The sequence below is a fragment of the Myxococcus xanthus genome, from assembly GCF_006402735.1.
GTDB lineage: Bacteria > Myxococcota > Myxococcia > Myxococcales > Myxococcaceae > Myxococcus > Myxococcus xanthus_A.
Genome location: NZ_CP017174.1, coordinates 706,820 through 729,944, shown reverse-complemented (window position 1 = coordinate 729,944; position 23,125 = coordinate 706,820). Strand labels below are relative to the sequence as shown.

17 protein-coding genes are annotated in these 23,125 nt (G+C 71.2%); 7 read left to right on the top strand and 10 right to left on the bottom strand.

Annotation, left to right across the window (positions count from 1 at the left end; all coding sequences use genetic code 11):
• Positions 1–200: 200 nt before the first annotated feature.
• The gene (locus tag BHS09_RS03165; RefSeq protein ID WP_140797120.1) at positions 201–1,013 is read left to right on the top strand and encodes an oxidoreductase; all 813 of its coding nucleotides are present in this window, start codon (positions 201–203) and stop codon (positions 1,011–1,013) included.
• Between the two features lie 174 nt (positions 1,014–1,187).
• Here the strand turns inward: BHS09_RS03165 and BHS09_RS03160 are convergent, their stop codons facing one another.
• From BHS09_RS03160 to BHS09_RS03150, 3 genes are all read right to left on the bottom strand, one after another.
• Positions 1,188–2,888, bottom strand: a complete 1,701-nt coding sequence (locus BHS09_RS03160) for a dihydroxyacetone kinase family protein (protein ID WP_140797119.1) — start codon at positions 2,886–2,888, stop codon at positions 1,188–1,190.
• 14 nt (positions 2,889–2,902) lie between these two features.
• The gene (locus tag BHS09_RS03155; RefSeq protein ID WP_328285501.1) at positions 2,903–3,451 is read right to left on the bottom strand and encodes a carbonic anhydrase; all 549 of its coding nucleotides are present in this window, start codon (positions 3,449–3,451) and stop codon (positions 2,903–2,905) included.
• 210 nt (positions 3,452–3,661) lie between these two features.
• Complete coding sequence (locus BHS09_RS03150; protein WP_140797118.1) at positions 3,662–4,150, bottom strand: gluconokinase; 489 nt, start codon at positions 4,148–4,150, stop codon at positions 3,662–3,664.
• A gap of 169 nt (positions 4,151–4,319) precedes the next feature.
• Here BHS09_RS03150 and BHS09_RS03145 point away from each other — a divergent pair, with 169 nt between their 5' ends.
• Together BHS09_RS03145 and BHS09_RS03140 are read left to right on the top strand one after the other, a co-directional pair.
• The gene (locus BHS09_RS03145) at positions 4,320–5,372 is read left to right on the top strand and encodes a DNA ligase (protein ID WP_174259180.1); all 1,053 of its coding nucleotides are present in this window, start codon (positions 4,320–4,322) and stop codon (positions 5,370–5,372) included.
• A gap of 132 nt (positions 5,373–5,504) precedes the next feature.
• A complete protein-coding gene (locus BHS09_RS03140) occupies positions 5,505–6,914 on the top strand; it encodes a serine/threonine-protein kinase (RefSeq protein WP_140797117.1) in 1,410 nt (469 codons plus the stop codon).
• A 13-nt stretch (positions 6,915–6,927) separates the two neighbouring features.
• On the opposite strand, the gene BHS09_RS03135 is transcribed toward BHS09_RS03140, so the two are convergent.
• The 6 genes from BHS09_RS03135 to BHS09_RS03110 form a co-directional block, all read right to left on the bottom strand.
• Complete coding sequence (locus BHS09_RS03135) at positions 6,928–8,988, bottom strand: neutral/alkaline ceramidase (RefSeq protein ID WP_140797116.1); 2,061 nt, start codon at positions 8,986–8,988, stop codon at positions 6,928–6,930.
• A gap of 145 nt (positions 8,989–9,133) precedes the next feature.
• Entirely contained in the window at positions 9,134–11,305 is a 2,172-nt protein-coding gene (locus BHS09_RS03130; RefSeq protein ID WP_140797115.1) for an ATP-binding protein, read from the bottom strand.
• A 161-nt stretch (positions 11,306–11,466) separates the two neighbouring features.
• Positions 11,467–12,126, bottom strand: a complete 660-nt coding sequence (locus BHS09_RS03125) for an acyltransferase (protein ID WP_140787067.1) — start codon at positions 12,124–12,126, stop codon at positions 11,467–11,469.
• A gap of 12 nt (positions 12,127–12,138) precedes the next feature.
• A complete protein-coding gene (locus tag BHS09_RS03120) occupies positions 12,139–13,899 on the bottom strand; it encodes a histone deacetylase family protein (RefSeq protein WP_140787066.1) in 1,761 nt (586 codons plus the stop codon).
• A gap of 130 nt (positions 13,900–14,029) precedes the next feature.
• The gene (locus BHS09_RS03115; protein ID WP_140787064.1) at positions 14,030–14,734 is read right to left on the bottom strand and encodes a phosphatase PAP2 family protein; all 705 of its coding nucleotides are present in this window, start codon (positions 14,732–14,734) and stop codon (positions 14,030–14,032) included.
• Positions 14,735–14,815: 81 nt separating this feature from the next.
• Positions 14,816–15,055 carry a hypothetical protein gene (locus BHS09_RS03110; protein ID WP_140787062.1) on the bottom strand — a complete coding sequence of 80 codons (240 nt, stop codon included), beginning with the start codon at positions 15,053–15,055 and terminating at the stop codon, positions 14,816–14,818.
• 142 nt (positions 15,056–15,197) lie between these two features.
• Between BHS09_RS03110 and BHS09_RS03105 the strand changes: the two genes are divergently transcribed.
• The 3 genes from BHS09_RS03105 (at position 15,198) to BHS09_RS03095 (ending at position 18,703) form a co-directional block, all read left to right on the top strand.
• Positions 15,198–16,613, top strand: coding sequence for an NAD-dependent succinate-semialdehyde dehydrogenase (locus BHS09_RS03105; RefSeq protein ID WP_140787060.1), 1,416 nt, complete (start codon positions 15,198–15,200; stop codon positions 16,611–16,613).
• Between the two features lie 43 nt (positions 16,614–16,656).
• Entirely contained in the window at positions 16,657–18,336 is a 1,680-nt protein-coding gene (locus BHS09_RS03100; protein ID WP_237078003.1) for a mechanosensitive ion channel family protein, read from the top strand.
• Positions 18,337–18,412: 76 nt separating this feature from the next.
• Entirely contained in the window at positions 18,413–18,703 is a 291-nt protein-coding gene (locus tag BHS09_RS03095; RefSeq protein WP_237078002.1) for a hypothetical protein, read from the top strand.
• A gap of 91 nt (positions 18,704–18,794) precedes the next feature.
• Here the strand turns inward: BHS09_RS03095 and BHS09_RS03090 are convergent, their stop codons facing one another.
• Complete coding sequence (locus tag BHS09_RS03090) at positions 18,795–19,880, bottom strand: hypothetical protein (RefSeq protein WP_140800599.1); 1,086 nt, start codon at positions 19,878–19,880, stop codon at positions 18,795–18,797.
• Positions 19,881–19,976: 96 nt separating this feature from the next.
• Here BHS09_RS03090 and BHS09_RS03085 point away from each other — a divergent pair, with 96 nt between their 5' ends.
• A complete protein-coding gene (locus BHS09_RS03085) occupies positions 19,977–22,910 on the top strand; it encodes a sigma-54-dependent transcriptional regulator (RefSeq protein WP_140797114.1) in 2,934 nt (977 codons plus the stop codon).
• Positions 22,911–23,125: the final 215 nt, after the last annotated feature.

The following is a 23,125-nucleotide window of genomic DNA, read 5'->3' as shown; positions in this document are numbered from 1 at the left end:
GCTCCTTACCGCCGCGCGGCGGAAGTTCAAGCACCGGGCAATCTCCAGGAACACCGTCAGCTCACGGACGTCGGCCTGCATGGACGCGCCGCCCGGGTGTTGAGGGCGGCTCAACAGTCTTGCGCATTCCGTGCGCATTCTCTCATGAGCGGCCAGGGCGTAGTTCTTCGCGTGTAACCCGCTGAAGAGGAGCACACCCCATGAAGACCTGGCTCATCACTGGCGCATCCCGTGGTTTCGGCGTTCTCATCGCGCAGGCGGCGCTCGACGCGGGAGACCGTGTCATCGCCACGGCGCGCAATCCGAAGAGCATTCCCCTGGCGCCCCACCCGAGGCTGGTGGTGGCGAAGCTGGATGTCACCAACGAGGCAGAGGCCCGGAGCGTGGTGGCGAGCGCGGGCCGCATCGATGTGCTCATGAACAATGCGGGCATCGGCCTGCTCGGAGGCGTCGAGGAGGCGAGCGCCGAGGAAGTCGAGAAGGTCTACCGCACCAACGTCTTCGGACTGCTCACCGTCACCCGCGCGGTCCTTCCTGGCATGCGTCAGCAGCGCTCCGGGCACATCATCAACCTGTCGTCCATTGGTGGCTACCACGCGGGGGCGGGCTGGGGTGTGTACTGCTCCACGAAGTTCGCCGTGGAGGGGCTGAGCGAGGCCCTGCACCAGGAACTGGCGCCACTGGGCATCCACGTCACCGTCGTCGAGCCCGGCTATTTCCGCACCGACTTCCTGGACGCGGCCTCGCTCACCCGGGCCGCGGCCAGCATTCCCGACTACGCGGAGACGGTCGGCGCCATCCGGGCGCGCGCCACCGAGCTCAATCACCGTCAGCCGGGTGACCCGTCAAAGCTCGCGACCGCGATGCTCGAACTGGCGAAGATGGAGAACCCACCCCTGCGCCTCGCCCTGGGCAGCGACACGGTGAAGAGCATCGAGGACAAGAACGCCTTCGTCGCCCGCGAGATGGCCGCCCACCGTGCGCTGTCCCTCTCCACGGACTTTGCATCTTGAGGGAGCCGGACGCGCTGCGCCTCAGGGGCCCGCGCGCTCCGGGACTTCCGGCCCCACGGTGCGCCAGAAGTGACGCCGCGGGGCTCATCCCAGGGCGGAGCCCCGCGGCCAGGAACGGGACGCGCATCCCGGCTTGCACGCCCTCACTCCGAGGGGCGCGGTCCTCGACGGCGCTCAGCCCAGCGCGGGCGTGAGCGCCTTCATCCACACCACCACGGCGGCGGCGCCCGCGTCGGGAACGCCGACGGCGCGCGCGCCCAGGTAGCTGGCGCGTCCCAGGCGCGGCTGCATCCGGGACGTCGCCTCCTCTCCCGCCTCGGCCGCCTGGACCGCGGCGGTCCAGGCGTCACGAGCCCCCTGTCCGTCCCGCACCGCCTTCGCGAACGCATCCGCGGCGGGCCGCAGCGCATCGAGCATGGTGCGGTCTCCGGGCCGCGCGCCGCCCAGCTCCGACACGGCGGTGACGGCGAGGTCGAAGGCCTCGGCCCAGGCGGCGGCATCCACGGGCCCTTCCGCCAGCCGTCGCGCGGCACGCAGCAGCGCCGTCGCATAGAAGGGCCCCGAGCTGCCGCCGATGCTACGCCGGAGCGCGTTGCCAAGCGCCGTCAACGCGCGCGCGGGGCTCGTCCACGCGTCCTCCGGGAGGGCGCGAATCGCCTCGGCGCCACGCATCAGGCTGAGCCCCAGGTCACCGTCGCCCGCGGCGCTGTCGAGCGCGGTCAGCCGGGGCTCCGACTGCTCGAACGCGTCCGCCACCTGCAAGGCGGCCTTCCGGAAGCGGTCCATCCCCGGTTGCGGCGCCTCCGCCGGGAGCGATGCCGAAGACGCCGTGGACGAAGGCCGGCACACCCCCGGCTCCTTCGGCAGCCGTCCCGCGCCGGGCCACGCGGGCGCATCCGCCGCCGCATCCAGGCGGGCCAGCCGCGCGTCGTCCACCTTCAGCAGCGTCAACGAGCAGCCGGGCATCTCCAGCGCGGAGAGGAACGTCCCGCTCCACGCGCGCTCCACGCGGATGCCGCCCTGACGCAGAACGGCCAATGCGTGCCGGGCGACGATGGCCAGCTCCATGGGCGGCGTGCCGCCCAGTCCGTTGACGAGCAGCACCACCCGGTCTCCCGAGCTGATGCGCCGGTCCTCGACGATGGTGGTGAGCAGCGTGTCCACCAGGCTGTCCGCCGTCTGCATCGGCACGCGCCGCACGCCCTGCTCGCCGTGGATGCCCAGGCCCAGCTCGATTTCGTCCTCCCCCAGCGTGAAGCCCGGCTTGCCCGCCGCGGGCACGGTGCAGGGCCCCAGGGCCACGCCCATGGTGCCCAGCGCCTCCGCCGCCGCGGTGGCCTCGCGGAGGACGTCCTGGAGCGCCGCGCCCGCCGCGGCCGCCGCGCCCGCGACCTTGTGGACCAGCACCGTGCCAGCGATGCCCCGGCGCCGCGCGGGCTCCACCGTGTCGTGCAGGGACACGTCGTCCGCCACCAACACCATCTCCACGGGGATGCCCTCGGCGCGTGCCAGCTCGGCGGCGAGCCCGAAGTTGAGCCGGTCCCCGGTGTAGTTCTTCACGACGAGCAGCGCGCCCGCGGGCCCCGCGACGGCGCGGATGGCGGCCAGCACGGCATCGGTGCTGGGCGAGGTGAAGACGTCACCGGCCACCGCCGCGTCCAGCATGCCCGCGCCCACGTAGCCCGCGTGCGCCGGCTCATGGCCGCTGCCGCCACCGGAGATGACAGCCACCTTGCGCGCGCGGACGTCGGAAGGCGTGTCGGCGCGGAGCACCACCGACTCCCCTTCCAGCAGCACCTGCCCGGGGGCGAGCGAGACCAACCCCTCCAGCATCTCCCGCACCACCGCGCGAGGGGTGTTGACCAGCTTCTTCATGAACGTGTCCTCTCTCAGACGCCGTTGAAGAAGTCGACCGCGCCCGTCTCCAGCGAGTACTCGGCGCCGACGATGAGCATGCCTTCCTCTCTGCACAAACGCTCCAGCAGGCGGCTGCCATGGCGGAGAGTGTCGCAGGAGTTGCGGATGTTGGCGCGGACGGCTTCCTTCATCAGGAACTCCGGGTCCGCATTCGGCCCGGCGGCGCTCACCACCGTCGTCACCGGCGCGCGGCAGCGCTCCACGATGTCGCGGATGTTCTCGGACGCCGCGCCCTTGCCGTCACGCACGTAGTCCAGCGTGGCCTGGATCGCGCCGCAGTGCGAATGCCCCATCACCACCGCCAGGCGCGTGCCGAACTTCGCCGCCGCGAACTCCACGCTGCCCACCAGCGACGGCGCGACGACGTTGCCCGCCACGCGGATGACGAACAGGTCCCCCAACCCCTGGTCGAAGATGTACTCCGACGGCGCGCGCGAGTCCGAGCACGACAGGATGATGGCGAAGGGACTCTGCCCCGCCACCAGCGCCTGCCGGGCGGAGCGGCCGAGCAGGTTTTCCATGCTGCGCGCGTTCAGGACGAACCGCTGATTGCCTTCCCGAAGGCGCGCAAGGGCATCCTGGGCGGAGATGGGTGGCGTCGAAGCAGTGGGCATTGCGCGGGTCCTCGCGGGTGGGTGAAGCGAAAAGGTGTCAACCCAACAGAGCGCTATACACCAGCCGGGCGACCAAGGGGCGAGCCGTCCTCGTGCTTCGACGCGGGAGTTCAGCCGTCAGATACCCAGCTGGTCACGGATGTGCTTCACGATGTCCGCTGGCGGCGGCGTCACGTCCACGCTGAGCGCGCGCGAAGGCAGCTCCATGGCGGCCATCTGACTCTCCAGCAGGGACGCGGGCATGAAGTGCCCCTGGCGCTGCGACATCCGGCGGGCGAGCACCTCATGCGGCGCGTGCAGGAACACCCACCTCACGTGCGCGGGGTCCAGCTCCTCCAGCAGCGTGCGGTAGGCCTGCTTGAGGCCGGAGAACGCCATCACCACGTCCTCGCCCTGCGTCAGCGCCCGCGCCACTTCGTCGCGCAGCTTGCGCAGCCAGGGGGCGCGGTCCTCGTCCGTCAGCGGCGCGCCCGCGGCCATCTTCATCACGTTGGAGCGCGGGTGCAGGTCATCCGCGTCGATGAAGCGCCAGCCCAGCTCGGCTGCCAGGGTGCGGCCCACCGTCGTCTTCCCCGCTCCGGATACCCCCATGACGATGACGACCATTGACGCGACTCCTCCTGGTTCCGGGGCCCACTCCACATCGTGGGGTGCCCAACGGCCTCGCGCCACCCCTTCCGAGGCGGAATGCCCACCGCATCACGTCCTGAAACGTCGGCCCCAGGGGGTATGCTTCATCCCATCGCCGCTCCGGATGCGGCACGGAGGGTCGGTCATGGCGGACATCGCGGACGGGGAGCAGGTCTCGGTTCAGGGCTCGGGTTCCAAGCCCTACATCCTCAAGAACACCGGCGGTGTGTATTCGTGCTCGTGCCCCGCCTGGCGCAACCAGTCGGTGGCCATCGAGCGGCGCACCTGCAAGCACCTGCGCCGCGTGCGCGGAGACGCCGCGGAGGACGCGCGCATCGGCGGTGACGCATCCGGCGCTCCCGCGGTCCCCGCGCGTCCGACGAGGAGCACGTCGGCCAGCGACGACACCAAGGCCCCGCCCCTGCTGCTGGCCCAGTCGTGGGAGAACGACGTGGACCTCACCGGCTGGTGGATGAGTGAGAAGCTGGACGGCGTGCGCGCGTACTGGGACGGGAAGCAGTTCTGGTCGCGGCTGGGCAACGCGTTCCTCGCGCCGGAGTGGTTCACCGCGGGGCTGCCGGACTTCCCGCTCGACGGTGAGCTGTTCGGCGGGCGCAAGCGCTTTCAACGCACGGTGAGCATCGTCCGCCGGCAGGACCGCAGCGACGATTGGAAGGAGCTGGCCTTCGTCGCCTTCGACGCGCCCGGCGTGGAAGGCACCTTCGAGGCGAGGCTGGAGCGCTGCCGACAGTGGATGGAGGAGGCGAAGCCCGCGTATGCGCAGTGGCACGCCCACGCGCGCTGTGACGGCACGCCGCACCTGCGCGCGGAGCTGGCGCGCGTGGAGGCACTGGGTGGAGAAGGCCTGATGCTGCGCCAGCCCGGCTCGCGCTACGAGGCGGGCCGCTCCCACACGCTGCTCAAGGTGAAGAGCTTCAAGGACGACGAAGCGCGCGTGGTGGGACACGTGGCTGGCGCGGGCCGCCACAAGGGCCGCCTGGGCGCGCTGGAGGTGGTGCTGCGTAACGGCACGCGCTTCAGCGTGGGCACGGGCCTGTCGGACGCGGAGCGCGCATCGCCGCCACCCGTGGGTGCCATCATCACCTTCCGCTACCAGGAGCTGTCCAACGACGGCGTGCCACGCTTCCCGTCGTACGTGGGTGTGCGCGTCGACGCCGCCCCCTTCGCCGCGAGCTGAGGCCAGCCGTCCCACGGCAGGAGTCACCGGTCCGCTGGTCGACGGAGCGGCGCCGCATTGCCACCTGACAGACGGTGCGTGCCCGGGGTGATGCGCGCCCGGGCGCCGCCCTGGTGTCTGCTTCAGGGAACCATGCACTGCGAGCTCTGTCTGACCGAGCATCCCTACGATGTGGCGTGTGGCGGCGAGCCCTGGACGCAGGTGTACCTGTCCACGGGCGACGCGGAAGCCCCTCCCGTGGACCTCACGGGCCAGACGTTGGGGAGTTACCGGCTGGTCCGCCGGCTGGGCGCTGGAGGGATGGGCACCGTCTACCTGGGCGAGCAGACGCGCATTGGCGCACGGGTGGCGGTGAAGGTGCTGCACCCCCACCTGGGCCGGGACGAAAGCCTGCGCGCGCGCTTCTACGCGGAAGCACGCACGGTCAACGTGGTGGGCCATCCGAACATCGTCCACATCTTCGACATCAACGAGGCGCCCGGCGGCATCCACTACTTCGTCATGGAGTACCTGGAAGGCGTGCCCATGTCGCACCTGCCCCGGCCCATGGTGCCCGCAGCGTTGGTGTCGCTGCTGGCGCAGGCGTGTGACGCGCTGGACGCGGCGCACCGGTGCGGCGTGGTGCACCGGGACTTGAAGCCGGACAACCTCTTCGTGGTGCGGCACGCGGGCGAGCCGCCGTCGCTGCGCGTGCTGGACTTCGGCGTGGCCAAGGCGCGCCGTCCCCACCCGGGTGAGGACGAGACAGCGGCGGGCATCGTCCTGGGCACGCCGGCATACATGGCGCCCGAGCAGTCCGCGGGGCAGCCGGTGGACGGTCGCGCGGACATCTACGCGCTGGCGGTGACGGCCTACTACCTGTCCACGGGGCAGCTGCCCTTCGAGCGGGGGCAGATGGTGGAGCTGGCGCTGGGCACGGGCCCGGTGGGCGCGCCGCCGCCGCACCTGCTGGTGCCCGGGGTGCCGCCCGCCTTGTCGGAGGTGCTGCTGCGCGCGCTGTCGCGCCGCTGCGAGGACCGTTACGCCACCGCGCTGGAGTTCAAGGAGGCCCTGCTGCTGGCCGCCGCCCAGCCGCTGGCGGACGCCCTGTCGCCCCAGACGCCGCCGCCGCGCAGCCACACGCCGGTGCCGTCCCTGGCGTGGCTGGACACGGAGGGCCCGGTTACGGAGCCCAATATGCTCACCCCACCCCTGACGTGGGTAGCGCGGGTGCGGCGCCGCTCCGGCGCGGGCGACGTGGAGGTGCTGTGCACGGAGCTGAGCCGGGGCGGGCTCTTCATGTGCTGCGCGGACCCCTTCCCGCGCCTGTTCAACCGGCTGGAGTTCACCCTGCTGCTGGCCGGCGAGCTGGTGGAGTGCGCGGGCGAGGTGGTGCGCCACGTGGACGCCGCCCAGGCGCAAACATGGGGCATGTTGTCCACGGGCGTAGGCGTGCAGTTCATCAACCCATCCGCCCGGCTGTGCGAGCTCATCCGCCGCGTGCAGCCCCACCGGCTGACCACGCCCGCGTCCACGTTGATGCGCGCGGAGGTGGTGCTCTGACGCGGGCCGCGCGTCACTTCACCGTGAAGGTCCGCGAGGCACCGGAGTAGGGCCGCACGTTGCCATCCCAGCCCGACTTCCAGTTGCCTTCGTGGACGAGCCGGTACGTGCCCGGCACCGTGTCGTCGGGGATGCCCCACGTCACGATGACGTGGGAGCACGCCAACGTGGGCACGCAGTTCTCGCGCCGCCACTGGTAGCGCGTGGCCGGGTCCGCGTCGGTGGCCACGTCCGTCCAGGTGCCGTCCGGCTCGCGCCGCTGCACGCGCTGGAAGGTGCCCTCCAGGCGCAGGTCATTCTTGGGATGCCCCCCCCAGAAGGTGGCGCTCGCCGTGTCGCCGCGCGAGTACGTGGGCCGCGCGTCGGTGACGACCTCGCCGAAGTCCACCCACAAGAGCTTGTCGTCGAACACCACGCCGGGTTGCAGGCTGAGCTGCTCCTTGCGCAAGTCCCTGGGCGTGGGCCCGGGAGGCACACCGGCGCCGTCCCGCAGCGACGTGGCCAGCAGGTGGAAGTTCTGCTGGAGGGCCGCGAGCGTCCACGGGCCGAAGTGCGTGGAGGCGCCTTCATAGTCCTGGCGCGCGTATTCCTCGCGGGTGGCCACGTAGCCCGAATAGGCATTGGACAGGCCCGCGATGACGACGTCCGTCACGCCCGCGGGCGCCAGCGCTGTCTCCACGGTGTCGCGCAGGCGGCGTCCGGCCATGGTCGTCAGCTCGAAGGGCACCGCCACCAGCGCCAGGTTGCCGATGGTGACCAATTGAAGGGGCAGCACCTCCGGCGTCCACGGGAAGGGCCGCATGCTGCCCGTCTCCAGGACGATGGGCTTCTCCGCCTGACACGGCGTGGTGGCGAGCGAGCAACTGAACTGCCCCCAGGCATTCTGGCCAGCGGCGCAGGTGACGCCCTCCACGCCGACGCCCGGCCCGTCCTCCGCCCCCGCCAGCATGGACACGCCGATGGCGGCCGGGCAGGTGGCTCGCGGCGCGCCGTCCGCGAAGGATGGCGCCACGTCCACCGCGTCCATCTTCACGTAGACATGCCGGTAGTCCACACCGCCCGTGAGCGGCGTTTTCGCTTCCGCCCACAGCTTCGCGGCGAAGTCGTACTGCTTGCGGCCAGAGAGGTCCGTGTCCTCGAAGTCATTGGCGCCGCCGCCGTGGGTGCCGCCCAGGATGTTGGGCGTCACGTCGCCCTCGTTGGCGTTGGCGAAGGCGGCGACGAACGTGTCCCCGGCCCCCTGCGCCTGCTCGGCGAGGTACGAGGCCAGGCCCTTGTTGTCGCCGCTGATGAGCGTGTTGCCGTTGCCCATGGACGTGGCATGCACCGCGAACCAGTTGATGAGCCCCATGTCGGTGCCATCCGCGCGGGTGAGGCGCAGCAGCGTCATCCGCGTGTCCACGTCGTGCGCGTAGCGGGCGCGCTCCTCGGCTGGATTGAGCAGGTAGGCGTTGGGGGAACGGTTGCGGCTGGCGCCGAACAACTCCCCCGACGACAGGCGCAGCGTGCCCTCGGCGAGCCGCTCATGCGCCCGGACGATGGAGGCGACGATGCCGGAGACGATGGCCTCGAAGTTCTGCGGCGAGAAGCCCAGCGTGGTGAGGTTGTAGAAGGTGTAGTGCGAATAGCCCCCGGGCCCGGAGTGGGTGTGGGTGGCGCTCAGCAGCACGTTGTCGTCGGTGTACAGGTCGCCATAACGCGCGCGCAGCCGCTCCACGACCTGCTGCTTCACCGCCTGGAACACCATGCCCAGGTCCGCGCTGACGAAGGCCACCCGCTTGCCGTTGCAGGGCGAGGCGATGACGAACGCGCGCGAGCGCAGCCGCTGGTGGATGCCGGTGGTCTGCTGCTCCACCATGCCGTAGCCCATCATCCCCACCTCGGCGGCGGGGCCGGTGATGTCGGCGCTGCCCGTGCCCAGCAGGAAGTCCCGCGCGTCCTCGCACGCGCCCGTCAGGCCGGACGCGGCGGACTCGGGATGAGGGGAGGTCCGCCAGGGCTGGCTGGCCGCCTGGGCGCCCGTCGCGAGCACGAGCGAGAGCGCCAGCAGGTGCCGGACGAAGTGGGTGCGCATGGCCTGCCTCCAAGGAGCCAGGGGACATCCCCCTGGGGTGGAAGTGGATAACGCTTCAGGGCGGGCGCGCAGTACCGGAAGAACGAGCCGTCGAGAGGGCTACAGTCCGCGCGAAGGCCGGAGGTGACACCGGCCGTCTCAGCGCTCACGCGCCCGGCCGGTTCGCCGGGGCCTTGGGCGGCGCGGGGTTGAGCGCCACGCGGAAGGTGGTGCCGGCCCCCACCGACGACTCCACGGAGATGTGGCCGCCCAGCGCCGTCACAATCGTGTCACAGATGGACAGCCCCAGGCCGGTGCCCAGGCCGGAGGACTTGGTGGTGAAGAAGGGGTCGAAGATGCGGCGCAGGTGCTCCGGGGGGATGCCCTGGCCCGTGTCGCTCACCACCACCATCACCCGGCCGCCCACCTCCGCGCGGGTGGTGAGGCGGATTTCGTTCGCCTCCGAGTCGCCCTCTTCGATGGCGTGCGCGGCGTTGATGAGGAGGTTGAGGAACACCTGGAACAGCTTGCCCTCGTTGCCACGGACGAGCGGCACATCCCCGTAGTCCTTCACCAGCCGGGCGCGGGCGCGCACCACGCTGGCGGCCATCTGCGTCACGGATTCGAGCACCGCGTGGACGTCCACCGACTCTTCCTTGCCGTCCTCCACGCGGGAGAAGACGCGCAGCTGGCGGACAATCTGGCGCATGCGCTCGGCGCCCTCGCGGGCGTCGTCGAGCACCTGCCGCAGCTCCACCATGTCCTCCGGGGAGAGCATCCGTGGACGCACGCCGCCCACGGCGCTGTGGAGGAAGTCCAGGTTGGACAGCACGTAGGCCAGGGGGTTGTTCAGCTCGTGGGCGATGCCGGCGGCCAGAAGGCCCATGGAGGCCATGCGGTCGGTCAGCATGAGCTGCGCCTGGGTGCGCTTGCGCTCGGTGAAGTCGCGCGCCACGGTGATGCGCGCGGGCGAGCCATCCAGCACCACGGCCAGCGTCACCAGGTCCGCCACCACCACCTCGCCATCGCTGCGCACCAGCGGCATCTCCACCACGCGCGCCGCGCTCTTGCCCTCCAGCGCCTGGCTCAGGTGGAGCTGCGCGGCCCCCCGGTCCTCGGGGCGGACCAGGTCCAGCATGTGGCGGCCCACCAGCTCCGAGGCGTCGCGGAAGCCCAGGTACTGCACCAGCGCCGGGTTGACGGAGAGCAGCACGCCGTCGCCCACGTGCACCAGCACCGGGTCCGGGAAGGCCTCGATGAGCAGGTGGACGCCGGCCTCGGTGCGCCGCAGCGTCGTCTCCGTGCGCATGCGCAGCGCGTTGGCCGTGCGCTGCTCCAGCGCCAGGGACAGCGCGCCCGCCGCACCCGACAGCAGGTTCACCTCGATGGGGCCCCAGGAATGGGGCTCGCGACAGTTGTCGAAGCCGATGACGCCGAAGAGCTGCCCGTGGACGTGCATGGGCAGCAGCAGCACGGAGCGGACGCCCTGCGCCTCCAGCATGGGCGCCAGCAGCTCCGAGAAGTCGCGCGGCTGGCCCTGCACCGGCTCGCCGCGCTGCAGCTGTTCGGACTGGTGGGGCCTCAGGGCCTCGTCGAAGGGCAGGCCGTGCATGTTGGGGTCCTCCAGGTTGGGAGGAACCCCGGGCTCGCACCACTCCGCGCGCTGCGACGCCAGCAGCGTGCCGTTCTCGGCGAAGTGCATCTCGAAGACGTAGACGCGGCTGGCGGCGGACACGTGGCCCAGCGGCTCGACGACGGCGCCGTACAGGTCATCCGGCAGTTCGTGCCCCATCATCCGCCGCTGCACCTGCACCATGGCTTCCAGGTAGCGCTCGCGGGTGGTGACGGCCTCCTCGGCGGTGCGCCGCGACGTCACGTCCAGGAGCGTCCCCATCACCTCGCCCGGCACGGTGGCCAGGGCCCGGGCGGACAGCTCCACCCAGCGGACGCCATGGCCGCCGCCCGTGTCCACGCGCACTTCCTGGCGCGAAACGGCGGTGCCGGGCGTGTACGCCAGCAACGCCTGGGCGCGCTCGCGGTCCTCCGGGTGGATGGCCTCCAGGAGCGCGCGGCCCCGCCACGCGGACACGGGCGTCCCGGTGAGCCGCGCCCAGGCCCCCCCCAGCACCGTGAGCCGCCCCTGCGCGTCGAGCTGGAACACCACCTCGTGCAGCAGCTCGGACAGGTGCTGGAAACGCTCGGACTCCACCTGGCTCCCGGCGTGTGACGCCTGCGACTTCATGGGAGGGAGCAGCTCACACGCCATGTCGGCGGGAACTGTCCCTGAAGCCTTCCCGGGAGCGTCCATGACCGCCGCGTCCCGTTGCTCGTCTGCCACGTGCTGGCCTCCCTAGCGCCTCATCGGAGAGGGGCCGGAGCCCTGACAGCACCTACGGCTGCCGGGAGCGAATCCAGACCCTGCGGTTCCCCTCCCGTGGCGACGTCGACCCGAAGCATATTGGGTCTCAATAACTGGAAGTCAATGAAGGCGGGAGAAGTTCACGCTCCGTCTTCGGGCTCCCATCCACCCGGAGCACCTGAGCGGGGCCGCTGCCGCCGGTCCCCCACGACGCGGGCCGGCACGCCCGCGACAATGGCCCACTCCGGCACATCCCGGGTGACGACGGCCCCCATGGCCACCACGGCGTGGTCCCCCACGGTGACACCGTCCGTGATGCCGGCATTGGCCCCCACCCACACGTCCGCGCCGATGACGAGCCCCCGCGAGGTGACGGGTTGCTCGCGCACGGGCCGGTCCGGGGCAATGCCGTGGTCGAAGGCGTAGAGGGTGGCCCCGGTGGCGATGCGGGTGCCCTCGCCGATGCGGATGCCCGCGGCGCCGCCGTCCAGGCTCGCCCGGGCGTTGATGCTCACCCGGGGTCCGAGTGACACGGGACCGTGGAGGAAGACATCTGCGGCGATGCTGCACCCGGGGCCGATGGAGACGGTGCGTCCGGGCTCGGCGAAGATGCGCGCCTCCGGGGCGATGAAGCACCCCTCCGCGATGTCCACCGTCTCCAGTTCGCGCAACAGCGCCTGCACCTCGCGCTGCCAGGCATCCGCCCATTCGCGGTGGCGGGGCTTGAGGACGAAGTAGAGCCACGGCATCCAGGAGAGCCGGCGCTTGTGTTGCTCACGGCGAAGCGCGTCCAGGTCCACGCCCGTTCCCTATCATGCTCCGGTGGCCAGCCGGGTGGGTTCCCAGGTGAACTGGCAGCGCTCACGCTCCCGGGCAATGGCCTCCACGTCTCCGGCCGCGGGCTCCAGGCGCGACACCATGTCGCTCGCCTCCCACGCGTAGGGCTGACCGTTGAGCAGGACGTGGCCGTCCACCACCGCCTGGGAGACCTGCAGGAGGGGCAGCTGCCCCAGGTCGCGCAGCAGCGCCTCGAAGCGCCCTTGCCGCGCCGGGTCGAGGAAGCGGAAGCGCGCGCGCGCCAGCGCCGCCAGGTGGAACCACATGGGACGGAAGGCCACGCCCGCCAGGACGAGGCGCCGGGCCATCACGAGCAGCATCTCCGTCGCCTCGCGCGCCAGGCCCAGGCCCGGGACGTCCTGGCCGGGGAGCCGCGAGCGCCCCTCGCTGAAGCGGGCGCGAGGGTGGCGCAGGCTGAGCCAGTTGACGAAGAGGAAGGGCTCCCCCGCCAGCACGCGGCGCTCCACGACGCAGTCCACCAGCAGGTGCTCCTGGCCCGCCGCGCAGCCGTGCACCTCCATCCGGTCTCCCTCCCCCACGGAGCCCACCGCCACGCGCAGCCGGCTGTAGCCGAGCCGCTCCACGAAGGAGAGGAGGCCGTAGCGGAAGAAGGCGTACTCGAGCGCCTGCGCCGTGTAGTAGCCGAGGATGCGCGGCTGGCGCTGGCCGCCGCTCAGGCCGAGGGAGCCCTCCAGGTCCTCCTGGGTGATGGGCTCGTCCAGCGGCGTCGCGCCCTCGCGCGTCAGTGAGCGGGCGATGCGCTGATAGCGCGCGCTCAGCGGGTCATAGCGCGCCTTGATGCGGCGACGGCCCTGCCCCGCGAGGACGAGCACGGTGCCCGCGAACACCTTCCACGCGTCGCGGTGATAGCCCCCGCCTGGAAGCCAGACGCTGGGGATGCCACGCAGGGCGCGCGCCACGGCCCGGTCCCTGCGACGGGCGCCGTCCAGGGACAGGCCCACGCGGCCGAAGCGGTCTCCCGCGAGCACGTCGCTGCCCGCGATGACGAAGGCCACGTCCGGCCGGGGCATGCGCTCCAGGAGGCCGTCGAGCAGGGCCAGGTACGTCCTGTCGTCCGTGTCCTCGGGGACGCGCGTCTCATCCACTTCGGGCGACAGCGCGCCCCAGTCGCTGCCGGACAGCGAGCCAATCCAGGCCCGCTTCTGGCCCGCCAGACACTCCGCCGTGCCATCCGGCGGGTGGGCATCCAGGTCGAGCACCACGGCCTGTCCGTCGAAGCCATCCGCGTGGAGGGCGGCGAGCGCTATCGCGATGTCATTCACCGCGCAGAAACCGCCGCCGCGCGCCGGACCGGCGTGGTGGAAGCCGCCCGCCATGTTCACCACCGGGCCCTTGCGCGCCACCGCGAGCCGCGCCGCGCCCAGCGTGCCGCCGCACACCCGCCGCAGGTTGGACAGCAGCGCGTCCACTGGCACGTCGGCGGGGTTGGTGGCGAAGATGCGCGCCAGCGTCTCCGGCTGGCCGAGCGACTCCAGGTAGGCGGCGTCATGCACGCGCGACAGTTCGGCGAGGCTCACCGGCTGCGGGTGGTGCACGTCCTGGGAGCGCAGCGCGCGGGCCTCCAGGAGATACCAGGTGGTGAAGTCCACGCCGCGCGGCTCGATGCCCACGGAGGACTCGATGCCGGCGAGGGGCAGCCGGTAGGACTCGTCGTAGAAGGCGGGCACCGGCGCGCCGCCCCAGCTCCATCGCGACAGCCAGTCCCACAGGCTCATGGGCCCATGTCTCTCACGGCGCCAGGTCTGGGACCAGGGTCCAACAGGACGCCCAGGCACCACGGCACCGTGGAGCTTCGCGCAGTGAACGGCGCCATGGGGTGGACGGCATGACGCGGCCCGCCGCGCTTCACTCCACCGGGCGCCGGGCCTCCGCGCGCAGCGCGGGACTCCGCCGGCGGAGCGTCCGCGCGCAGACCGCCATGAGCAGCGCCCACGCCAGTCCGGCCACCCAGCCACCAAGCACGTCCGTGGGGTAGTGCACGCCCAGGTAGACGCGCGTCAGACCCACGAGGAACGGCAGCAGCAGCGCCACGGTGAGGATGTAGATTTTGAGTCGCCTGCGCTCGGCGAGCTGAGCCAGCAGTGCGCCCAGCGTGAGGTACACGGTGGCCGACAGCATGGCGTGCCCACTGGGGAAGCTCTGGCTGACCACCTCGGTGAGGTGCGGCACCACGGATGGCCGAGGCCGGGCGAAGAACTGCTTCAGCAAGACATTGAGGCCCGCGCCACCCAGCGTCGCGCCCAGCACGAGCAGCAGCGTCCGGTAGCGCCTCACCAGCAGGAGGAAGCCACACACCGCCATGGTGGCGAGCGTCAGCACGGGAACGCCGCCCAGCGCCGTCACGTCCTCCGCCGTGCGCCGCAGCCACCAGGGCCCGCGAGGCCGCGCCGGGTCCTCGGGATTGCGCAGCGCCAACAGCATGCGTTCATCGAGCTGCTGCGTCTCGCCCTCGGCCACCTCGTCTGACAGGGCGATGAAGCTCAGACAGCAGACCAGCAACAACAACAGCAGCCCCAATGGCCGCGTCACCGCCACGTCCCATCCCGACATCCACTGCCAGAGCCTCCGCCACATGGCGGTGACTGTATGCACTCCGGCGTCCGGCGGGACGTCTCCCGCGCTGAACGTTGGCTATCCGGGAAGACGGATGCGGTCGCTGCCCGCGCTGCCGAAGGCCGCGCCGAGGACGCAGAAGAAGTGCAGGACGAAGCCCGGGATGAGGAAGAACCAGTAGCCGGCCCCCACCATCAGGAACCACAGGACGGCGCGCAGGAACTGGCCTTTGTAGAGCTGTCCCAGGCCGGGAATGAAAAAGGACAGCACCCCAGCGATGAGGAAGTTGAAGCGGCGCTCGCGGATGATGTCGGCCATGGCAGTCTCCAGTCCTGCCCCCCATATAAAGGAGGGGCCGGGGCCGCGAAAGCCCTGGAGTGAACGGCTGGACGCTCGGGCCACGAGCGGCACGGGCTCCCCGCGCCTGGCTGCTATCACAGGGCCCCAAGGAGGCACTTCCATGGCCATTTCCACCATCGACCCGGCGACCGGCAAGACGCTGCGCACCTTCACGCCCCTCTCCGCCGAGGAACTGGAGGCGAAGCTTCAGACGGCCGCCGACACGTTCCGCGCCTACCGCGAGACGACCTTCGCCGACCGCGTTATCTGGCTGCGGCGCGCGGCCGACCTGCTGGAGGCCGAGGCCGACCGCTACGGCCGCATCATGACGCAGGAGATGGGCAAGCCCTTCGACGCCGCCAAGGCCGAGGCGAAGAAGTGCGCCACGGCCTGCCGCTACTACGTGGACAAGGGCGAATCCCTCCTGCGCGACAGGCTCGTCGACATGGGCACCGGCCGCGCCTTCGTGCGCTACCAGCCCCTGGGGCCCGTGCTGGCCATCATGCCGTGGAACTTCCCCTTCTGGCAGGTGGTCCGCTTCGCCGCGCCCGCGCTGATGGCGGGGAACGTGGGCCTGCTCAAGCACGCCCACAACGTGCCCCAGTGCGCGCTGGCCCTGGAGGAACTCTTCCTTCAGGCGGGCTTCCCACGCGGCGCCTTCCAGACGCTGCTCATCGAGTCAGCCGACGTCAATCGCGTCATCGAGGACCGCCGCGTGCGCGCGGTGACGCTCACCGGCAGCGAGGGCGCGGGCCGGGCCGTGGGCGCCGCCGCGGGCAAGGCCATCAAGAAGGTGGTGCTGGAGCTGGGCGGCAGTGACCCGTTCATCGTCATGCCCAGCGCGGACCTGGAGAAGGCGGTGGAGACGGCGGTGTCCGCGCGCCTCATCAACAACGGCCAGTCCTGCATCGCCGCCAAGCGCTTCATCGTCGCCGACGCCATCTACCCCGAGTTCGAGCGTCGCTTCGTGGAGCGGATGAAGCGCGTCACCGTGGGCGACCCCATGGATGCGAAGACGGACCTGGGTCCCCTGGCGACGCGCGGCATCCTCGACGGGCTCCATGCCCAGGTGGAGGCGAGCGTGAAGGCCGGCGCGAGGCTGCTCCTGGGCGGCAAGCCCCTAGAGGGTCCGGGGAACTTCTACCCGGCCACCGTCCTGGCCGAGCCCCCGCCCCAAGCCCCCGCCTTCCACGACGAGCTCTTCGGCCCCGTGGCCACGCTGCTGCGCGCGCGTGACGTCGACCACGCCCTGGAGCTGGCCAACGCGACGCCGTTCGGCCTGGGCGCCAGCGTGTGGACGCAAGACGAAGCCGAGCAGCGGCGCTTCATCGACGGCATCGAAGCGGGCATGGTGTTCGTCAACGCGCTGGTGGCGTCGGACGCCAGGCTTCCGTTTGGCGGCGTGAAGCACTCCGGCCACGGGCGCGAGCTGGCGGACGTGGGCATCCACGAGTTCGTCAACATCAAGTCCGTCCGCATCGCGGCGTCGGAGGACACGGCGCAGCAGCCTCCGCCTCGCGCCGCCATCAGCGAGTAGCCTGAGACGCAGCGCGTCCATCGGCATGATATGCACGCATTGCATGGAGATCTTCAGAATCGCGGATACGGTCGAATTGAATAACGCCTGGCTCGTCGGCCTGAGCGTGACATTGATGCTGCTCGCGCTCTGGGCCCTTCTCGTGGGCTCCAGCGCGCTGCTGTACCGGGGCATCCGGCTGGTGGGGCTGAAGGCGCTGGAGCAGGCGGCCGACGCCCTTCGCAAGCGCGCCCGGCTGAGCGCCGCCCTCCTGTCCTTGGTGGTGGTGGTCGCCGGCATCGCGGTGCTGGGCTTCGCCCTGTGGGCGGAGAAGGACCTGGCCCCCCACTTCAATGCCTTGCTTGCGGGGGTGACGGCGGAAGGGCTGGCGGACCTGGGGCGCGGTGCGGGGCTGCTGGTGCTGTTGATGGCGGCCTTCCTGGTGCTGGATCGAGCGGCCCGCCAGCTCCTGGTGCGAATCGAACGCAGGTTGAATGAATGGCAACTGCCCCCGGAACACAGGGCACATGCCCAGAAGGCGATGGAGCAGGGCCCCGGCTTCATCAAGCTGGTGCTGGCCTACTTCGTGGTGGGCCTGGCGCTCACCTCGCTGCAACTCCCAACCGTGTTCGACTGGCTCATTGGCACCATCCTCTTCGTGCTGATGTCCATCAGCGGCGGGCGCCTGGCGGTGTCGCTGCTGCACCTGATGTCAGGGCGGCTGGTCGGGACCTGGGCGGCGAAGAACACGGCCACGAAGTACGAGGAGTACTTCATGGCGCTCAGCCGGCTGCTACCGGTGGGGCAGAAGAGCCTGGAGGCCATCGTCTACATCTCGGTGGCGACCCTCATCATCCGCCGGTTCCAGGGCCTGGAACTCTTTGCTCCGTACGGGCCGGTGCTCATCCGCGTCATCGCCCTGTTCTTCGCCGCCAGCGTCGTCGTGGAGTTCGTCCGGCTGCTCATCGCCCGGGCATTCAAGGTGGACGGCCCCGACCTGGATGATGCGACCCGGCGGCGCAACACCTTCGTCGCCCTCATCCAGAGCACCTCCAAATACCTAGTCTACTTCCTGGTGGGGATGATGGTGCTCAGCGACATTGGCGTGGACCCCACCCCCATCCTCGCGGGCGCCGGCATCGTCGGCCTCACCGTGGGCCTGGGCTCGCAGGCCATCGTTACGGACATGGTCAACGGCGTCTTCCTGCTCTTCGAAGACCAGATATTGAACGGCGACTACATCCGCATCAACGATACAGAGGGCGTGGTGGAGGAGATAACGCCTCGCATCACCCGCATTCGCGACCGCTTCGGGCGCCTTCACATCCTCCGCAATGGCGAGGTCAAGAATGTCATCAACTACAGCCGCGGCTGGACGCTGGCCATTGTGGACATGGCCGTGGCCTACGAAAGCGACCTGAAGAAGGTGATGGATGTGATTCGCCAGGTGTGCGAGCAGGTGCCCATGCTGTCGCAGGGGAAGGTGTCCGAAATCCCCAAGCTTCTGGGTATCGAGAGCATGGACGAGAGCTGGATGACCATGCGCATCGAAGCCAAGGTGCAGCCAGGGACACACTTCGACGTGAAGCGGCTTCTCAACCGGCTGCTGATCGAGGCCTTCACCGCCAATGGCCTGGAATTCCCCTACCCCAAGGGGGTGGAATACGAGGGGGGCCCGTTGCTTCCCGCCACCTCCGAGGCACCGCAGCAGGAGCCCCAGGCGCTCGCGGCCTCACACCGGTAACGATAGAGGTGCCTCCCCAGGATTCGAGTTGCTTCGTCTTCAGCTGCAATCCCTCTCACCCCACGGAGTCCGTCCCATGAAGAAGGCTTTCCTCATCGCCCTGTCCCTATCCCTGCCCGCGTTCGCCTCGTCTGACTTCGATTCGGAGGACCTGTCGGTGGACGTGGACCCGGAGGAGCTCGTGAGCCAGGAGGCCGCCGACGCCAGTCGGCCGCCGCTGCTCCAGTTCTGCTGGAACCTCCACTACACGTCGTGCCCCGGCCCGGGCACGACGCAGCAGTGTACGGATGGCATCTGGTCCGACTACGTCTGCACCTGCCGCCCCCTGGGCACGCGCAACGTCTGGGACTGCCCCGAGGTCCGCTGAGCGCCGGGGGCGAGGGCGGCCGTCCCACCGCGAACCGCGTCCCACGTAGACGCGCCGGACAGCACACCGGCGTGACCCACGCTCCAGGCCTCTACCGCGTCCGCGTCCGGCCACCACCGCCGGGCGCGGCGTGGACCTCCTCCAGCGCCTGCGTCACCGCCTCCACCTCCGCGCCGAGCTGCTCCACGCTCTGCCGCAGCCCCAGCCCAGCGATGTCCTCCCCCGCGGTGTCCGCCGAGCGCACCCGCAGCACCTGCGCGTAGAGGCCCTCCAGGGTGTAGTAGAGGCGCATGTGCTCCGCCTCGAGCCGCGCCGCCGCGGTGGCCAGCTCCGCGCGCTGACGCCGCTGCGCCTCCAGCGCGGCCAGCGCGCCGGCCAGCCGCTCCCGCACCACCGCGTCCTCTTCCGAAGCCACCCGCGCGGCCAGCGCGTCCCGCTCGGCGTCCAGCCGCTGGGCCTCATCCGGTGGCGCCAGCGCCCGCAGCTCCCGCTCACGGCGCACCAGTGCGTGACAGCCCTGTCGCAGGGCCTCCACCGTGCGCTCCGGCGCATGCACCAGCTCGCGCAGCACCGCGGGCCCCTCGCGCAGGGCCTCCATCAGCCGGACGCAGAGGGCATCCACCTTCGCCACCCGGGCGTCCGATTCCCCCGCCGAGACACCCACGGGCGCCCGCTCCGGAGCTCCAGCGTCGCGCGCACGGCCCTCGTCACGACGGGGGCGCTCCAGGTGCTTCAACGAAGCCAGGAAGAAGCCCAGGGCCACGAAGACCAGCCACCACAGCCTGCGGGGCTGCGCCAGGGCAATCAGCACGCACGTTATCGACGCGGTGACGTAGGCGGCGCCCCGCGCGGGGTTGCGAGAGCGGTTGGACAGCACCTCCCGTTCGGCGCGGCGGGCGGCGTGCTTCGCCTCCCGCCGCCACTGCTTCTCCCACTTCCGGCGAATCTTCCGGGGCGGCATCTGCCCGGTGCGGCGCACCCAGGCCTCCACCGCCGCGTCCTCACGCGCACGACCCTCCGAAAGCGCGTCCTCCAACCTGAGCAGGCGTTCATATTGGAGACGGGAAGGCGGGGAAATCGGAGGCTGGGAACGTCCGCGAGGCACGGGGTGACGATAACGACGACACGTCCCCGCAGGGAGGGGATGCGCGCCATTCGTCGCCTGCTGCATATGCAGGGTGCAACAAACGGAAATGCTCAACCGTTTGCATTCGTCCTGGGAAACTCCGTAGAGAATGTGCCCTGGCGGGGGGCGAAAAAGGGGGCAGGTGCCGTGGAGTTACCGGAGGAGAAGGGGGCGAGCGCCGGGTGGGAACCCGAGACCATCCGCGCCCTGCGAGGTGAGCAGAGCCGCGCGGCGTTTGCTCGCCTGCTGGGCGTCACCCCTCTCACCGTCTACCGCTGGGAGCTGCCGAGCGAAGCCCCCCAGGCCCGCCGTCCGCGAGGCCGCGTGGCCTTGGCGCTCCGTCAGCTCGCCGCGCGAGGCGGGGCCCCCACGCCCGTCGTCTCCGCGTCCCGGCGGCAGGAGCTGCATCCCGAGGAGCTGGCTCGCATCCTCCCCAGCGTCACCCACCTGACGCGGGCCGAGTGGCGAGCCGCCGAAGAGGAACTGCTGTCACTGCTGGCCTCGGGACTGCTGCGCACCCCGGGCGCGCGGGCCATGGCCGCGGTGGGACTGGCCTATCTCCAGCGCTGGGGCCGCGAGGACAGCCGGGGCGCCTTCACCACGCTGCTGCCCCACCTGGCGTTCGCGGACGCCGGCATCTTTCCCGAAGAGGTGGAGCTGCGCGTGCTCGCCATGGCGGCCAACCTCTACGCGTCACCGGATGGGAAGCTGTTCGACGCGAACAAGTCCGCCGCTTACGTGGCGCGCGCGGAGGCGCTGCTGGCCAACCACGACGACCCGGAGGTGCGCTGCCAGCTGCGCATGGCCGAGGTGGCCTGCGGCTTCTACCTGGGCGAGGCGGAGCGCATCACCCACGGGTCCGGACGGCTGGAGGATGCGCTCGTGCGGGTGAAGGACCCGGCCCTGCGACTGCTCGCCGAGGACGCCTGCGCCCACGAGGCGGCCCTGCGCGGCGAGGCCACCCTGGCCACGCGGCGCTTCCGCGAGGTGGCGCAGGGCGCGGCGCGGATGGGTTACGCCTTCCTGGAGGCGCGCAACCTGGCCTTCCTGGCCCAGCGCCGGCTGGACGAGGCCTGCGAGCCAGCCGAGGCGCTCCAGATGGTGCGCCGCGCGCGGGAGGCCGCGTATGGCGGGCGCATGGTGCGCGGCTTCTCCTTCATCTTCGCCGCGCGCGCGGAGGCCGAGGCCCTGCTGCGGCTGGCGCGCTTCGCGGAAGCCGAGGCCGTGCTGGATGAAGCGGACGCGGTGGTGGAGGAGCTGCGCTGGACGCCGCTGTACCTGACGGTGACGCGCGCGCGGCTGTACCTGCTCAGTGGCCGGTACCCGGGCCTGCGCAAGCTGTCGCGGCACCTGACGGCCTACGACGGCACCATCCAGCGGGCACTCACCGGGGCCTATGCCCAGTTCGCGGAGTCGCTGGCCGACCTCGCCGAGGGCAACGCGCATCGCGCGGCGGAGGGCTTCGCCGCGGCCGGACAGCGCACCATGGAGTTGGGCGGCTGGCCCTACCTGCGCCGCGAATGCCTGCTGTACGAGACGTATGCGCGCGTCTACGCATGCCAGCGAGACGAGGGCCTGGTGCTGCTACGGCGGGCGCGCGCCTTCCTGGAGCGCATGCCGTCCGCGTGGCACTCCGCCCTTCTCCACCGCTTCGAGGCCTTGTTGCACGTCCTGGACGGGCGCACCGCCGAGGCCCGGTCGCTGCTCGAGGCCGCGCTGGGCACCTTCAGCCTCACCGGCGACCTGTGCATGGCCGTCTACACGCGCCACCTGCTGGCGCTGCTGGCGCGGATGGAGGGCGACCCCGCCGCCGGCGAGCTGCTGGCCGCCAGCGAGGCGGAGCTGCGCCGCGTGGGCATGGTGGTGCACCCGCAGCACTTCGTGCACTACGTCGCCCGCGAGCCCCACGCCACTGCCCGCGAAGCCGAGGGCGCTCCCCGCCTGGGCGCGGAGGCCCTGGTGGTGCCCTTCGAGCGGCTGTCGGTGCGCGGCATGGGCGCGCCCCTCATCCAGCGCGAGCTGCTGGCCGTGGTGGAGGGACTCTTCCCCCACTGCGCGCCCCGGCTGGAGGAGCTGGACTCGCAGGGCCGGGCCACGCCGCTGGGCGGCGACACCTCCGTGCCCGCCACCGAGGCCGTGGAGTTCGGGGACGGCTGTGGCCGGCGGCTCCGCCTGGGCGTCGCGGGCCACCTGCCCCCGGACGGCCGCGCGCTGCTGACGGCGCTGTCCCGGCTGGGCGGCTTCGCGATGGAGGTCGCCACCCTGCGAGGCTTTGCCCAGGTGGACGTGCCCGCGCTGGCCAGTGACGACACGGACGTGCGGGATACGGACGTGCCGGGCTTCATCGCCGCCTCATCCGCCATGCGGCGGCTGCGCTCGGAGCTGGCGAGCCTGTCCTCCAGCCGCGCCACCGTCATCGTCACCGGCGAGTCCGGCTCCGGCAAGGAGGTGGTGGCGCGGGCGCTGCACGCCTTGTCCGCGCGCTCGCAGCGGCCCTACGTGGCCTTCAACTGCGCCGCGGTGCCCCGGGACCTCTTCGAAGGGCAGCTCTTCGGCTACCGGCGCGGCGCGTACACCGGCGCGGCCACGGACCATCCGGGCGTCATCCGCGCCGCGCACGGCGGCACCCTCTTCCTGGACGAGATTGGCGAGCTCCCCCTGGAGGTGCAGCCCAAGCTGCTGCGCTTCCTGGAGAACGGCGAAGTCTTCCCGCTGGGGGAGATGCGACCGGTGGAGGTGGACGTCCGGGTGGTGGCGGCCACGCACCGGGATTTGGGCCAGCTGGTGCGGGAGGGCCGCTTCCGCGAGGACCTCTACTACCGCCTCCAGGTGGTGCCGGTGCGCGTGCCCCCGCTGCGCGAGCGGCGCGAGGACGTGGTGGCGCTGGCCCGGCACTTCGTCCGGCAGCTCACGCCCGAGGGCATGGAGCCGCCGCAACTGGGGCCAGATGCCATCGCCGCGCTGATGTCACACCCGTGGCCCGGCAACGTGCGCGAGTTGCGGAACGTGATTGAGCGGTCGATGGCCTACGGGCCGTTCCCCGCGGTGCTGGGCGCGGAGCAGATGCGCATCGCGGGCTGAAGCCAGAGGAGTGGCCTCAGCCCGCGATGCGCTCCACCCTGTTTCCCCACACCCCTGTGGGAAGCGACTCCAGAGATGCGTGCGTCCACGTCTCTGGAAGAACACACCCACGGGTCGGAGAGGGGGGAAACTCCAACCCGGGGTGCCGAGGCCACCGAAGCGGCCTCATGCGAAAGATGTGTGCCTCCGGCGCCCACCGCGGCACCGGATGCACT